The following is a 15,586-nucleotide window of genomic DNA, read 5'->3' as shown; positions in this document are numbered from 1 at the left end:
GGATCGGTTTTGATACCCGGAATACTTGAAAATAATAATTAATAATAAAATCAAGGAAGTAGACTACGGCAACCTTGCTCTGAAACCCTGGATTTTGCTTGTCATTACCTTGACACATTTAGACTCTAATACAAATACCAGGTAACAAAATTGAGTCAATATGCAACATAATGATCTGTCCTTTTCCGCCTACGTCTTTAACAGGGCCAGATCATGCGTGAAAACCAAGCCATTACGTCTCATGAAACACAGGTACCCGAGAAAACCTATTTAATCTCCAAAACAGACCTGAAGGGGCGCATCATCTACGCCAATCCGGTCTTTATCGAGGTTAGCGGCTACAGCCATGATGAGCTGATCGGGGCGCCCCACAATATCGTGCGTCACCCCCACATGCCGGCCGTGATTTTTCAGGATTTATGGCAGACCCTCAAGCAACAACGATCCTGGTCGGGGCTGATCAAGAACCGCCGCAAAGACGGCAGCTTTTACTGGGTGAAAGCCCGCGTCATTCCTTTAATAGAGAATGGCCGCGTCAATGGCTATGCCTCGGTACGGGTACGCGCCCAGCCCAAAGAGATCAAGGAAGCAGAATATTTGTACCACTCCATCCAGCAGCAAGGGTTACGCGGCTTTCGTCTACATGAAGGTCAGTTGCAAGCCAGAGGCTGGCGCTCTGCCCTGAATACCCTGCTCCAACCCTTGAACCGCAGCCTGCGCGCCAGCTTGCTACGCTTCGGGATTCTGACGGGCAGCCTGGTGACCTTGAGCGTCGGTTTGCTATTGGGCAGTGGCGCATCCGGCACCTATCTGACCGCCGGGCTGGCCTCGCTGGGGGTGCTCAGTCTGGCCACCTTGGCCTACGGCTGGATCGTGACCCAGCGCATGATGCAGCCCCTGCACAGTGCCACCCATATTGCTCAACAAATTGCGACGGGCAATCTGCTGATCGACCTGAACCCGCAACACACCCGTAGCCAGGAAATTGCACAGCTGTATTTCTATATGGACATGATGCGCAAGAGCCTGCTGAGCCTTGCCCGCGATGTGCATCAGGGCATACAGGCCTCGCTGGATGTGTCCACACAAATTGAGGACGGCAACCGCCAACTATCCCACCGTACCGCCGCCCAATCGGGCTCCTTGCAGCGCACGGCCGCGAATATGGAGCAGTTGACCATGAATGTGCAGCAGACCGCGGACAATGCCAGGCTGGCCAATCAGCTGGCCGACCAAAGCCTGTCTACCGCAAGGCGTGGGGGCGAAGTGGTGCAGGACATGGTCAGCACCATGCAGGACATCCACAATAGCTCCGAGCGCATTGGCGATATTGTGTCGATTATTGAAGGGCTGGCGTTTCAGACGAATATTCTGGCACTGAACGCCGCCGTGGAATCCGCCCGTGCGGGCGAGGCCGGCAAAGGGTTTGCGGTCGTGGCCGGTGAAGTACGCAGTCTGGCGCAGAAAAGTGCGCAGGCCGCCGGGGAAATCAAGAACCTGGTGGAAGACTCCTTGAAGCGCATGGCAACCGGCGCCCACCATGCCAAACGGGCCGGTTCTACCATGGATGAAATCATGCAGTCCGTCTCCGATGTGACGCATCTGATCAGCGAAATCTCCACGGCCTCCAATGAGCAAGCCAGCGGTTTGGCGCAGATTAACGACGCTGTCTCCACCATGGACAGCGATACCAATGACAACGCCGATCTGGCTCGAAATTTGGGAGTGACAGTGCATGAGCTCAGCCGTCAGGCACAAGAGCTGAAACTGTCCATCCAGCTTCTGAATACGGGGTCGACTGGCCGTTCTACCTACGCCCCCGACCCGAATGCCACCCAGGAGCCAGTTCCCTTGCTGAAAGTTGCCTGATAAGAAAGCCGTGGGGGCAAAGCGCTGAGCGTCTCGCTGCCCCGCCCCCTCCTACTCCTGCCTCGATAAGGCTGCGGATTCAGCCCACTCGGGTCAGAAATGCTCTGCCCTGTTTTCCAAGCACGGCCAAGGCGCTGACAGGACGCTGATCTGGCAGGCTCTTTTTAGACCAAACCCAGTAACAGAATCGCGTGCAGGCCTACGCCAACCAAACCGCCCACCACCGTGCCATTAAAGCGTATGTATTGCAGATCCGTGCCTACGGTCAGTTCCAGCTCGCGCACCAGTTGCCTGTCATCCCATTGACGCACGGTGCGCGAGATATGGTCTTTGGCCCCTTCACGTAGTTGCTCGGCCAGGCCCGCTGCTGCGGACAGCATGTGTTCATTCAAGGTTTCACGCAGCATCGCATCCGTATTCAAGCGTGTCCCCAAATCCTGCGCCACCTGACGCAGATGGGCCGCCACAGACGAATCCTCTTTGGCCAGATCATTGCGTACAACACGCATGACGTCCGTCCAGACGCCATCAATGTACTCACCCACATCTTTATGGTGCAAAAAGCGCTGCTTGATCGCCTCTACCTGCTCCATCAAGTCCGGGTCCTGACCCAGGCGCTGGATATAGTCGTGTACCCATTGCTCGTAATCCTTGCGCAAGGGGTGCTCGGGCTCGCTCAAAATGGTTTGCACTTCATCCACCAGAGCCCGCGCCAGACGGTCGGCCATCTTGCCCGACAACTCGTCTACCGAGGTCACTACCCCGACCATGGCCAGCAGCTTGGGCCACTCCCGCTGAGCGTAGCGCACCAATACATCAGCCACACGCTGTTTGACTGCCTCGTTGGACAAATAGCCACCCAATTGCTGCAAGACTTCGTCCAGCAGGCGCTGGTGTCGGGCATTGCGCGTCAACAAGCCCAGAATCTGGGAGCTGGAACCGGCCATGTCCACCCGCATCAAGTAACCACGTACGCCATCGGTCAGTGCTTGTTTAACGCTGCGCTCGTCCAGCAAGCGAAGAGCCTCGCCCATGGCGGTTTGCAAGGCACGGCTGACACGTTCACTTTGTTCAGGTTGCGACAGCCACTGCCCCAAACGCGCTGCCGGGTCCAGGCTGCGCAGCTTTTCCAGCAGCATGGCGGAATCCAGAAAGTGGTCGCGTACAAAGACGCCCAGGCTTTCACCCAGGCTGTTTTTCTTGTTGGGAATAATCGCAGTATGTGGAAACGGCAGGCCCAGCGGGTGGCGGAACAAGGCCACGACGGCAAACCAGTCTGCCAACGCACCGACGGTGGCGGCCTCGCTAAAGGCACGCAGCCAGGGCCAAAATCCGGCAATGGGCGCCGCCTCGCCCTGCCGCATCATGGCGTGGCTTAGCAGGAACAGGCAGATAGTCAGCGCCAGCAAAGCCAATGCGCTGCGCTTCATGCGACGCAGGCGGCGTTCGGGCGATTCAGGGCGAGAGGACGATGTAGACATTTCCACAGTCTATGCGTAGTTCAGCGCAAAAGCGGTATTGAATAGTGCGGAGCCAAGTCTCGGGGAAAACAATTCCAGGCCTCAGACCTCCCGTTCTGCCACAGAAATCTCATCACAAGCTAGGCATCACTGACGGTCAACACGGACAGAGCCAGACCTCAGCCCTCTTGGCAGGTTCACACATAGTCACCAGGCCCTTATTGTGACCCTGTCTTTTTCTGCCTGTCCAGAAACGAATCAGCCTGGGCGAACCCAGGCTGATCACGGCACATCAACAAGCTATGTGTTTACTTGCAGGCTTGCTCGGCGCGCTTCACAAAGTCCGTTGTGGCATCACGCAGGGCTTTGGCAATCTGACCAGACTGCTTGGGAGCCAGTGTGACCCCGCCGGTTGCTGTTGCTGCGCAGGCCGACAAGCCCTGGCCGGTGATATCCACCACATTGATACGCAAACGTGGCTTGGCACGCGCAATGCTGCGCGACACGGCACAAATATCCTGATCGCAACCGTCATTGCCATCCACAAACAAGACGATCAAGGCATCCCGGTTCACCCCATCGACCCGGCTGGCCGCCAGATTCAGGGACTGCACCAGGTTGGTACTGTCCTTGGCCTCGATATTCTGGATCAAGCTCTTCAAGCGTCCACGCTGTGCGGTCGTAAAGCGGCCCTGGTAATTGGGTGCTGCACACTGCTGCGCAAAGGTCACCAAGTGCAGATCCTGCCCGGCCGGCAAACTGTCCACCATGCTGGAGAAAGCACTGCGTGCCGCATCGATACGCGAGGTGCCCTGAAACAAGGTTCGAGCACGTTGGGTAGCGTAATCACTCCAGGAGCCCATATCGTCCAGATCCTGGCTGAAGAACCACTCCTCGTCCTGAATCTTGGCATTGACGCTTAGCAACATGGACATGGAGGAATCAAAAATGATATAGACCTCGGGCTTGAGTACCTCCCCCTTTTCGTCCTGAGCACACACAAAGTTAGGATCAGACGACACCTTGGGACCCGGTTTGGGTTCAGGCTTAGGTTTGGGTGGTGGCTCGGGCTTGGGCGGTGGCTCCGGTGCAGGAGGCGGCGCAGGCGGCTCTTCCACCACGGGCTCGGGCGCAGGCTCTATTTTGACTGGTTCGGGTTCCGGTTCAGGAACAGGCGTCACCGGCTCTTCTGGCGGTGGAGCAGGAGGCACAACAGGCTCTTCCACTACGGGATCGGGTTTGACCACAGCGGGTGGCTCTACCGGAACCACATCTTTATCCCACCAGCCTGGGGGCCACTTGAACCACCAGGACAAGAACAGCGCCAGCAACAAAGCCAGCAAAGCAGCCAACAAGAACCACAGCCACGGACGACCTTTGGAGGTGGCCACAGTCGTCGCCGCAGCCCCTGCCCCCACGGCTGCTGCCGCAGGCACCGCAGAAGACACAGGCGGTGGTGGTGCCACCCGCTTCTGATAGGACTCGAACAAGGGCTCGGGCGACAGCGCCGGGTTCTCGCTCATGAGCAGCAAAGGCTTGCCGCCTACGCTGTAAACCGCGCCTTTGGCCGACACGTCTTTCAGCAAAGCTTGCAGCGCTTGCGCGTCCTGCGTCGCCCCCTGCTCTTGCAGCTGGCGGCTCAGGACCTCGATCCGGTCCAGCGATTGCTGGTAACGCGCATCCAGAGCCTGTTGCTGTGCCGCAGACAAGCTACTTTTGGGCACGGCCTGGCCCTGCATGCCCGTCCACCAGGCGGTGGTCTCGGAACCATCAGCCTGATAGGTGGAAAACAGATGCGTTAAGGGTTCGTCCTGGCGTTTCAGTACATTGAGCGCATGCTGATGCTGCTGATACGCCGAGGATGGTCCAACCGAATCAAGAATGACGCGCTGCATAGGCTTTTACTCGTCGTATCCCAAACTGGACTGCAGGCGACTGACGTCTTTTTGCAGCTTCTGCAATTGCTGCTGCTTTTGGGCGATCGCGGCCGGACTATTGTCTTCGGTAGAGCGGTTCACGTCTTTCAGGCCTTTATCCAGGTCCTTGAGCTGGTTTTGCAAACCGGCTTCCTTGCCTTTGCTGGCCTGCAAACTGCGAACCAGCTGCCCCATCGAACGGTTCAGGGCCGTTTGGGCCTGACGCTGCTGGGCCAGACTGGCCTTGCTCAGGCTTTGCTGGGTCTGAATATCCTTGTAAACCTGATGAAACAGCGCATTGGCTTCCTGAGCGCTCAGCAGGCTTTGTTCGCGCGCATCAATATGCTGACGATACGCACCCGAGGTGTCGCAACTGATTTTGGTAAAAAAGCCGGCGTCCTGATCAGAAGGATCGCATTCGCTCATGGTGGTGGCACAACCGGCCAGCAAAAGGCTGGCTGCCAATGGGGTCCAACGCAGAAATACTCGCATAATCCTTAACCCAAAGTAACGGCGGAACGCATGGAATACAGGTCGTCTACTTCTTTCTGCAGCACGGCCACTTTCACATTCATCTGGTCAATTTGACGATCCAGACGCTGGACTTCGGACTTCTTGCCCCCGTCCTTGCGTTCAGCATCGGCCACGTCGCGGTACAGGCTGACCTTTTCGTTCATGTTTTTCAGATCACGATTGAGCACTTCGATATTTTTATCGATACGGGCCAACTGCTTCTCGGCCTGTTTTTTCTCCATCGTTTTTTCTTTCATGTGCTTTTCGATTTCAGCAATCTGCCGCTTGTCGTCAGCAATCACTTGTTGAGCCGTATTGGTACGCTCAATGATATTGGCCGTATCGGCTTCTACGTCGCGCTGCATGGCGGCCAGACGATCCGAGGTATTGGCGTATTCCGTGCGACGCTGGTCCAGATAGTAGTTGGTCCCCATGGCGACACCGCAAGCGGCCACACCCGCAATAATCGCGCAAGCCGCTTTATTGCTGGAGTTGGACAACATGCAAGCCAGCACACCCACTGCCGCAGCACCAGCACACGCCTGAAAGCCCGAGCGGCTAAAGAATTTCGCATCCTGACCACTGGTCAGACGGTCATCGGCCTGGGTACCGCCCAGCAAACTACTGCCAGTACTGGCACAACCCGAGAGCAAGGCCACGCCCAGCATCAGGCTGCCCAGCAAAGTTCTAGGGGTAAAACGGCGCACGTGTTGCATAACTTCCTCTTCCATTTGAAGTACGTCTATTTTTATTGACTCGTGTTTTACGAGTTGGGCACGGATTTACAACTGTTTTTCCAGGCATTGATATCAATGGCATCTGTTTTCAGATAATCCTTCTGATTTTTCCAATGCACTTCCAGGTAGGGTTTCAAGGCACTGAGGCTCTTGTTTTGTTCCATCATCTGGCGCTCTACCGGCACCTGTTTTTCCAGCAAATTCAGGCCATACAAGGACGAGGCGTCAATCAAATTGCTCGCATAATAGCGGGCCAATTTGGCAACACGGTCTTCCTGTTCGTCCAACTTCACCTTGCGGCTGGCACATTGCTTGTCGTCCGTATCGGCTTCACACAAGGCATCGTAATTTCGGTGCAGCAATTCTACGAAGAGCACATCGTCTTTCAGCTTGGTGCACAGAAACGAGCCCAGCTCCAGGTTGGCGCGAATGGCTTGGTCACGCATCTCTTCCTGACGCAGATTGGCCGCCCGCAAATCCCCTTCCAACTGCTTCAACTGGGCTTTGAGCTTGTCGTCCTCCAGCGTACTGGCCAAGGAGCCCAGGCGCTGCACCGCGGACTCTTCTGCTGGCTCATTCGGGTTCACCGTGCCTTGCTCGGTGCCCAGGGCTTGCCAGCTCTTTTCGATGGCTTGCACACGCTCGCGTGAGGTCAAGGCAATCGACACCAGGGCCAGACGCATGCCGGTTGTTTTGGCTTTTGTTGGTCCTTTAGGTCCGTAGTACGCCAGCTCTTTACGAGCCGAAGAACGCAGTGCTTCGGGCTTGGACAGGAAATTGCCGCCACGCACCACAAAGCCACCGGCCTGTCCGTGCTGACGATCCAGCTTGTTCAGGCGGAAAGACTCCAGAATGATCTCGTCTACATTGCCCAGCATGTCATGCAGGCCCAGCGGGTTGGGCTTGAGCCGTCCCATCAACTGAACCGCTCCATTGGAGGACTGGGCACCGGCATACCACTCGTAGTCATTCATGCCTTCAGGCATGGGGTAACGCACATCACGGAACTCGGCCGAGGACAGGGCTGAGCCGCCGCGGGCGGCATATTCCCATTCAATTTCGGTAGGCAGACGTACAAAACCGGCCAAACCATCCTCTTTGGGCAGCTTGTCGGCGGCGTTCTCGCGCAACCACTGGTTGTACAGATCGGAGAAATGCACCGCATCCATCCAGCTGATGTCGGTCTGCGGCACCACCAAGTTGTTCTTGGGCGTAGGGCAAGTGGCCTCGGTCAAGGCCTGGTACTGCAACTTGTTCAGTTCGTACTTGGCCATCAAGTAGTAGCGCGACGAACCCGCCTTGCTATCGGTAAAGCTGCCTGCAATGAACTCGGGGCGCTTGTGTTCGATATAGCCCCATTCCTCGGCTTCCTGTCCTACCACCACTCGCATATCGTCTAAAGGTCCAGCCACGGGCACGGCCACGCGACGAAATACCATGGCGCCTTCGCAAGGCATGGGCAGAACCACATCCCCTTCGGCTGGCTTGGGGTTGTAGTACTTCTCGTCCCAGGGCGCTGCCTGCGCCACAGCGCTGAAACCCAGCAGCAAGCTGGCTGCACTGAACAAAGGTTTAAATTTCACGCAAACTCTCCGCAGGTTGAACACGAACGGCCCGCCAGGCTCCGATCGCCGCCACCACACACGCCAACCCTGCCACCATCAATAAGGCGTACAGGGCATGGGCTACGGTAATGCGACACACGAAGTCCGTCTGCAGGCCATCTCCCACCAGTAGTTGATTGAATAAGGTGCTGCCCAGGCCATACAGGCCCAGTCCCAAGGCATAGGCGATCAGGCTTAGCAAAATGGCCTGAATCAGCACGTAGCGGATGACGCCACCGCTATCAATACCCAGCAAACGCAGGACTGCCAGATCTTTGCGCTTGCGATCCACATTCGCCAAAAAGGCCCCACCCAAGGAGGCGGCGCAGCCCACGATGGCGGTCAGGGCAATCACACCAAAGATCAGGCTAAGTACCCGGTTGATAGCACGCACGTTTTCAATATCGGCGTAACGGCTGGCGACCGGAATGCCTTGCTGCTCCAGTCCGTGTGCCACCTCGCCAACCTGATCAATCGTGCTGGCATAGACACGGGCGCGGGCGTAGAGCACGGGCATATCGGCAGCCAAAGGCTTGCCAGTCAGCAGGGAAAAGTCGGGGATTTGAAAACCATCGCGGGCGTATTCCAGAGCCAGCAAGGTTTCAGGGGCCACGAACACGGCGGGACGCGAATAGCGGTGTTCCGCCAGCACATCCACCACTGTCATGGCTTTATTGCCCTGCTCCAGCTGTCCATCCAAACGGCGGCTCAGGCGCAAATACACGGACTCGCCCGCTGTCCAATTCAAGCGACGGGCGGCTTCCTGAGTCAGGATGATTTCATTGGGAGACAAGTCACGGGCCTGAGTTTGCAACAAGGGATCGCCCTGTGCGCTGGCCAGTACTTCTACATTTTCCAGAAAGCGGCGTCGGTCCAGGCGCAGATCTGCCTGGGTATTCAAGGAGCGCGTCATGCCAATGGCATAGCCCACGCCGGGCATTTCACGCAGCGTGTTCAGCCAGGCTTGGTCAAAGCTGCCGCTACTCAACATCTTCACTTCCAGATTGCGCGGATCTTGCAGCAACTCCTCCTGCAACTGGGTGACCACACCGTGCTTCAGGCCAAAAAGCAGCAGCAAAGGGGCCACTACGGCCACCATGGCTGCAACCATGCAAAACGAGATGCGCCAGTCAAAACGCAAGTCGGCCCAGGCCAGACGAAAGACGTTTACAAACATGGGGCGGCAACCTCGGGAACAAAAATGCTCAAGCCCGGTTCCAGCTTGGCTTGCAAGCGTGGAATAGCGAACTGGCTCAAGCTGTCCCAATCGTGAGAGACCAGCAAGACCGCCAAGTTCAGCTCCTTGGCCAGACTGAAAAACAGCTGGAACACATTATGAGCCGTTTCAGGGTCCAGAGCGGCAGTAGGTTCATCGGCCAGCACCAGACCGGGAGCATGTGCAATAGCGCGAGAAAAGGCCACCCGCTGTCGTTCCCCAATCGACAAGGCTGAAGGGTACAGATTCAGTAGCCGCTCCAGTTTCAGGGTAGCAATGGCCGCATCCAGATGGTCCGCCTTGATCGGCAAGCCCAGCAAGCGGCGCGGCAAAACCATGTTTTCCCAAACCGAAAGGTACGGCAGCAAGCCGCCGTTCTGCAGCACAAAGCCCAGGTTCCTGGCCCGCCATTGGGCCAATTCAGACTCGCGCCCGCTGGCATACAAGGCCTTGATATCCCTGGCCTCTTGACCCAAGGTGAAAACCTGGGCCTGAGCGGGCCGCAGGAGCAGCCCCAGGGTTTCCAGCAAGGTGCTTTTGCCGCAACCGCTGACGCCGGTTACGGCCACAATCTGCCCTGCGTCCAGAGCAAGCTCGGGCAGTTGCACACGAAAAGCGTGGGAGCCTTGCCCCCGGGAGACCTCTAGCTGCTGAATGCGGAGCATGTCAGGGCATCATCTCCAAAGGCACGGGATAAACGTCATCACGTGCATCCGCGCCTTCAGCCAAGGACACCCAGCGATCCGCATCGGCGTTATAGCGCTCGTAGTGGCGCAGCTTGGTGCTCAGATCGCGAATGAATTTCTCCTGGCTCAAGGCATCCCAGCTGGTCCAGGTATCTTCATCCAAAGTCAGCACCGCGCTTTGGTAAGGCAGATCTTCCAGGTACTCGCTCATCAGGCCCAGTTCGGCCAGCTTGGTGCCCTTTTCCTGTTTCAGGGTGCTGGGGTCCGCCCCCATCGCCGCTGCTACGGAACGTAGGCGGTTGAACATATCAGTGGGCGAGATCATGCCTTCATTAGCCGCATCCAGAATCTGTTTGACCACATCGCTCAAGTCACTTAGTTGGGCTTTGGTCAACAAGACACGGACGTCGGTTGTCGGGATGTTCTGGCGCACCAGGTCCCGGTCGCTGATCCAGGCATGGAACACTTCAGGCGCGGTGGTGCCCGTGGTTTTGCCCAAATACGCCAGGCGCATGGCATGGCCGATCAGCTCGGCGTCGGTCAGCATCTGGTCGGTGGTGGTGTCGCCGGTCTCCTGGGCACGCGCCGCACTGCCAATCGCATCCCCTCCCTGGTAAGCCACTTTGACCTGCTCGGTCAGCGCGGTCGCCAGATTATCGACCATCTTGCCGAACTGGTTCACGTCACCGGCATTAACCGGGTAGTACAGCGAGGTCTGTGTGCCACCGTAAGTGGACAGCTCTCGGTACTGGTCTTCGGCCTTGGCATGGTTGTTCTTGCCCGATGGTGTCTTCAAATGCAGGGTGTAAATCGCCACACCGGGCTTGGCCGCTTCAATACGCAGTTGCGGTGCGTCCAGTCCGGTCGAAGAGTACTTGTTATTGCCTTCCAGCGCCCCGGCATCGGTAATCAGCACCACATAACGTGCGCCGAAATTGTTCCAGTTCACCTTGTCCAGCGCTTCCAGCACGCCCGCGTAGGCATCTTCGTCATAGGCAACGGTGGATACCTTGGCCTGCTTCAAGTCCGACACTTTGGACAAGAAGTCCTCGCTACTGGTTACGGTATTGGGGTCCGCATACACATGCGTCAAATACTCGATCCCTGGCGCGGCTTCCATATTGGAGCGAAACGCGATCAGACCAAACTTGACCTGATCGGACAAGCCCTGCTCTTCCACCTTGCTATAGACCTTGCGCACGGCCTCGCGGGTGCGATCAATGTAGGGGTCCATGGAAATGGTGGAGTCAATTACAAAGACCACGGCCGCACTAAAGCCCTTGATCTGGGACGTGCGTTGGGCGGCGTCCTGATCCTGGGTTTGCTCAGATTCTTGTTTAGCGGCTTCCGGCTCTTTCTGATCTGCGGTGTGCTTGGTGACAGACGCCACATTCAGCAAACGAGTACGGAAGCCGTTTTCAGTCATGACCTCTTCGCCACTCAAAACGGGCAAGAGGTAGAACTGTTCCTGCACATCCACAAAGTACTCGGGCTCTTGCGCCAATACGCCCTCTGTTTGCGAGTCCTTACGCAAAGCCTGGCGCATAGGGGCCACCAAAGTGGCCGGGTCTGGCGTGTCCAGCACTTTTTCCAGCAAGGCGCGATCCTTGAAAAACAGCATGCGATCGCGGTTGGCCGGATTGGTGAAGGCCAGGGTCAACTGCATTTTCCAGTCCACCGTGCAGGCCTTGTCCAGCCAACCTACGGTCTTTCCCTGGCTATCCGGGCCAACTTGCACGCGCTCTGCCCCGCCCTGCTCGGTACGCTGATAAATGTAAAAGCGGCTGAACGCAGGAACCGGCTTGCCCTGCTGATCCGTTTCCGAAGAGAACAGGCGGCAGGAAGGTGTGGTCAGAACACGTTGATACAGCGTCTTCTTGCCCTCTTGCAGCAAGGGAGCCGCGGCCTGTGCCTGGCTTGCGCCCAACAGGAGAGCACCAAGCAAACTGAATCGAACAAGGGGACGCATCATCATTGACTCAACTCCTGGAAGCGGGCCTTGGCTTGCGCGTTATCAGGCTCGGACAGCAAGACGGTTTCATACCAATATGCAGCGGTAGCAGGATTGGGCTTGCTAAAGCAGGTGTTGGCCTGGTGATCTTTGGGGTCGTACTCACGGGCGTAAGCCATGGCAATTTTCACATCACCGGACTGTGCCTTGTTCACGTACAAACGCTGGGCCACGTCACACTGTTCCGCCTTTTTGGCTTCTTCGATTACGGCCAGCCATTGCTCGGAGGTTTTGCTCTCCTTGACGCACTCTTGCACAAATTGCAGGCCGGGACGGTCTGCCAACTTGTCCATGGTGCAATTGTCTGTTTCCACCACTGCAGGCCTGGACTCTGGAGCATCGGGCACGGCCGGGCTGTCGCCCTTGGCGGATTGGCTGTAGAACCAGTAGCCTGCAGCGCCTGCCAGAATCAACAAAAGAACAAGCAAGACGATCCATTTGGCCATGCCACCTTTTTTGGCGGGAGGCGCGACAGGAGCAACCGTCTCCTTTTTGGGAGCAGGTGCTTCTACCTTGACCGGCTCGGGCTCGGGCACAGGTTCCACCACCTCAACCACGGGCGGTGTTTCAACAACTGGCTCCGGAGCGGGAGGCTCGGGCGCAGCAGCTGCCGGCATGGTCAATTCCATGGCCTGGGCATTGCCACCGGCCGTGGAAGGCAAGATCGCCTTGTCCAGCTTCAGCGGGCTGCGACCCAGCTCTTCGCCAGTGCTATCGGCCAGAGTGATTTGATACGCATCACTGGCATTGGCCAGCAGCGAATCCACAATGTCAGCGTTCAGCAGAACGGCAATTCCTTCTTCATGCTCGGTCCAGCCTTGTTGCGGCAACCAGCGCAAGGACGCATCCCAGCTTTGGGCCGAGTGCAAGTAATAGCTGTTCTGACTGCGCTGAATGGCGATCGAGTATTCGCCCAGGTCCAGCTCTTCATCCAGATCCCGCACATACAGACGAGCGCGGCCAGGGACCGCGGGCTCCAAAGCCTGCAAACTAAATCTTAATTTCATGCCACGCTCTTATCAGTAAATCGTTCCAGAATGCGTCCCAAAGCCTGATTCTGTTCCAGACTCAGTTCGCGGCCACCTTCATAACCGGCGTTATGCAAAGTGGTATGGGCCAAAGCGGCCAACCATTGTTCAAAGAAAATTGCGCCGTGATCCTGGGGCTCTGCCGGCAGGACCGGCATGCCATCCTGGGCAAAGGCTTTGGGGCTTTTGAAGAAGTCGTCGCTGCCGCCTTTCAGGTAGAACCAGGTCACAAACTCGCTGATCGTCATGGCCACATTGCAAACCTGGCGATCGGCCAGACGCTCACGACGCACACCGCTTTGGCGGCGCTTGGTCAACACAGCCAGCAATTTGTCACGCAAGGCCCAACGGTCCGAGGCCACAATCAGCTCTTCAACCAGGCTGGAGAGCAAGTCCACCGGCATACGCAGCACGTTTTGATTGGTACGACTGGCAGGCAACTCGCGCAGTTGGCTGACCCAGCTGCGGTACACCAGATCGGCGTACTGCTGCTCGAAGGGCTGCTCCTGGGTCAGAACGCCCGGCTCGTCCGGCTCGGACTTGCTGGAACCCAGGCTCAGGAACAGATCCCGCAAGGTATCTTGCGGCAGGTGCAGCGCAGCCAGCAGCTCGCCCACAATGGCGCGGTAAGCAGGCAGCTCCTCCCGGAACTGTTTGGCCAGGGCTTCCTTGACCACCGATTGCTGATCGCCGTCCTGGCTGTACCAGGAATGCAGGGACTTCTTGACCAGGCTGTCATGCAAGCTGCGGAACTGTTCCTGCAAGCGCATCAGCTTGAAGTCCAGACCACCGATTTGAGCCACATACGCACGCAAACGCTGCATGCCGCCATCATTCAAGGCCAGCATGGCATCCCAGGCTTCGGCCGGATCGCTTAATTGCTGCGCCAGTAGCGGATTTTCAATAAAGCTGCCACGCATGCGATCCATTTTGTCGGCCACGGATGCCGTAATGGATAGCTCCCGGCTTTCGGTGTCCAGATCAATAAAGGGTGTGGGCATGCCGGGCTTGCGCACCAGGAAGGTGTTGGAGAAGGGCTGATCCGGACGCCATTGCTGCAACCATTCGCAGTGGCCGAAACGCTCTTTGAAGCTCATCTTCATCAGACCGTCCCAGCTGTCACGTACCTGGGCGTCGTCCTGAATCAGGGAGGCACCGATACGCTTGTCGAACATGGTGATGGCCCACATCAGACCCACTTTACGGTTCTGGCGTTCCTGCGGCGTGGCACCCTGAGTGCGATGGACCCAGCGTGTCAGCACGGGCTCTACATCTTTCACATCGCTTTGCTTGTCCGAAGCGGTACACATGACCAGACCGTTCATTTCCTGCTGATCGGTATAGCGCTCAAACAGATAAGCCACCTTGCCACGCAGAATCAGTTGCGAGGCGGGGTTGCCGCCACTGCTTTCCGACGCCGCACCGGCGTCCTGCACGGAGCGAATATTCAGGCGACCACGGTAACCGGGGAAATCCAGCAGATCGACCTTGTCCACGCCGCCGCCTTGGGTTTCACCAATCAGGGGGAAAGTCAGCTCCACCGTCAACGCCGCCAGATGAGCCAAAGGCACTTCCACCGCTTGGGCGGCAACGACGGGCTGGCCATCCTGTTCACGCACGGGCAAGACGCTCAGGCTTTTCTCCGTGGGGCTGCCCAGCGATTCGAGCACATCCACGTTCATGATGCTGTCTTGCTGCACAAAGCCATCGCCTTCGCGACGGATCAGCGCTGTCAGTGGTGCGTAAACCTTGCTGGGGTGACCCAGAGCCTGCAGCACTTTGGCCAGGCCGATATAAAGCTCGCTCAGCTCAGTCTGCTCGCCCCACAAGATGGAGAACAGCTGTGCCCGGTCTTCCAGACGCAAGGCAGGGGCCAGATTGATGACCTCCGGCCAGTACGTACTGTCCAGCAAGCGAGTGGTATTGCCAAAGCTGCTGCGCACGTAGTCCCACAAGGACACGGCGTCATCGGCGCTCAAACCAGCATCATTGGCACCGGCACGGCTCTTTAGCGATTCGATCAGGGCCTTGATGCGGTCTGCGGCAAAGGTGTAGCCGATCTGTTCCTTGTCAAAGTCATTGAAATAACTGTTGACCAGGATTTTCACCATATCGACTTCAGAGAAAATCTGCAGTTCGACGGGATAGGCATCAGGGCCTGCGGTGGCATTGCGACTAAAGCGCGTTACCAGACCCGTAGCCTCCTTACCGCCCCCTGGCGGGTTCACGTGGCGCAGAAAGTCGATGGTTTCACCGCCGTAATTGGTTTCCAGACGGCCATTGCCACCCGCAGCAAGGCTGGAAATCAGATAAGACTTGCCCGCCTGCGACAGACCAAAAAAACCAATCGTCATGGGGCGGCCCGAGACCACACCCAGACTGCGGGCGGTATTGCGGGCACGGCGCAGTTCCAGCACCAGGCTATCGGCCTGTGCGTTCAGGCGTTGCGACGAAGCGCGCGCCTGCATCACCCAGTCAATCGCCTCTCCGGCACCTTGATATACGTTCTGCCAGTCCTGGCACAAATCCTGCTGTAAGGTCGTCAT

The 15,586-nt window shown here is 57.4% G+C and carries 11 protein-coding genes; 1 reads left to right on the top strand and 10 read right to left on the bottom strand.

Translation table 11 applies throughout. The annotated features are described in order from the left end of the window. The first annotated feature begins 213 nt into the window (after positions 1–213). Positions 214–1,869: a methyl-accepting chemotaxis protein gene (locus ACFPDR_RS14510; protein WP_376911315.1), complete on the top strand. Its 1,656-nt coding sequence runs from the start codon at positions 214–216 to the stop codon at positions 1,867–1,869. A gap of 164 nt (positions 1,870–2,033) precedes the next feature. Here ACFPDR_RS14510 and ACFPDR_RS14505 read toward each other — a convergent pair whose 3' ends face one another. The 10 genes from ACFPDR_RS14505 to ACFPDR_RS14460 form a co-directional block, all read right to left on the bottom strand. Then, positions 2,034–3,350: a DUF445 domain-containing protein gene (locus ACFPDR_RS14505; protein ID WP_376911313.1), complete on the bottom strand. Its 1,317-nt coding sequence runs from the start codon at positions 3,348–3,350 to the stop codon at positions 2,034–2,036. A gap of 287 nt (positions 3,351–3,637) precedes the next feature. Beyond that, on the bottom strand, positions 3,638–5,224 hold the full coding sequence (locus ACFPDR_RS14500; RefSeq protein WP_052159240.1) for a vWA domain-containing protein: 1,587 nt from the start codon (positions 5,222–5,224) through the stop codon (positions 3,638–3,640). 6 nt (positions 5,225–5,230) lie between these two features. Next, a complete protein-coding gene (locus tag ACFPDR_RS14495) occupies positions 5,231–5,737 on the bottom strand; it encodes a hypothetical protein (protein WP_035269134.1) in 507 nt (168 codons plus the stop codon). Between the two features lie 5 nt (positions 5,738–5,742). After that, on the bottom strand, positions 5,743–6,474 hold the full coding sequence (locus ACFPDR_RS14490) for a hypothetical protein (RefSeq protein WP_035269133.1): 732 nt from the start codon (positions 6,472–6,474) through the stop codon (positions 5,743–5,745). 47 nt (positions 6,475–6,521) lie between these two features. After that, complete coding sequence (locus tag ACFPDR_RS14485) at positions 6,522–8,078, bottom strand: formylglycine-generating enzyme family protein (RefSeq protein WP_083053866.1); 1,557 nt, start codon at positions 8,076–8,078, stop codon at positions 6,522–6,524. Then, complete coding sequence (locus tag ACFPDR_RS14480) at positions 8,068–9,276, bottom strand: ABC transporter permease (RefSeq protein ID WP_251196333.1); 1,209 nt, start codon at positions 9,274–9,276, stop codon at positions 8,068–8,070. Before ACFPDR_RS14480 ends, ACFPDR_RS14485 begins: the two co-directional genes overlap by 11 nt. Next, positions 9,267–9,980 carry an ABC transporter ATP-binding protein gene (locus ACFPDR_RS14475; protein WP_083053868.1) on the bottom strand — a complete coding sequence of 238 codons (714 nt, stop codon included), beginning with the start codon at positions 9,978–9,980 and terminating at the stop codon, positions 9,267–9,269. The genes ACFPDR_RS14480 and ACFPDR_RS14475 overlap by 10 nt, the downstream gene beginning before the upstream one ends. Before the next feature lies 1 nt (position 9,981). Then, positions 9,982–11,976: a vWA domain-containing protein gene (locus tag ACFPDR_RS14470; RefSeq protein WP_203144941.1), complete on the bottom strand. Its 1,995-nt coding sequence runs from the start codon at positions 11,974–11,976 to the stop codon at positions 9,982–9,984. Next, on the bottom strand, positions 11,973–13,019 hold the full coding sequence (locus ACFPDR_RS14465; protein ID WP_239055317.1) for a hypothetical protein: 1,047 nt from the start codon (positions 13,017–13,019) through the stop codon (positions 11,973–11,975). The genes ACFPDR_RS14470 and ACFPDR_RS14465 overlap by 4 nt, the downstream gene beginning before the upstream one ends. After that, entirely contained in the window at positions 13,016–15,586 is a 2,571-nt protein-coding gene (locus ACFPDR_RS14460; RefSeq protein ID WP_170978591.1) for a virulence factor SrfC family protein, read from the bottom strand. Before ACFPDR_RS14460 ends, ACFPDR_RS14465 begins: the two co-directional genes overlap by 4 nt.

The organism is Alcaligenes sp. GCM10023179 (genome assembly GCF_042653705.1).
Taxonomy (GTDB): Bacteria; Pseudomonadota; Gammaproteobacteria; order Burkholderiales; family Burkholderiaceae_B; genus Alcaligenes; species Alcaligenes phenolicus.
The sequence above is the reverse complement of the archived record's forward strand: the minus strand, read 5'-3'. Positions and strand labels throughout refer to the sequence as shown.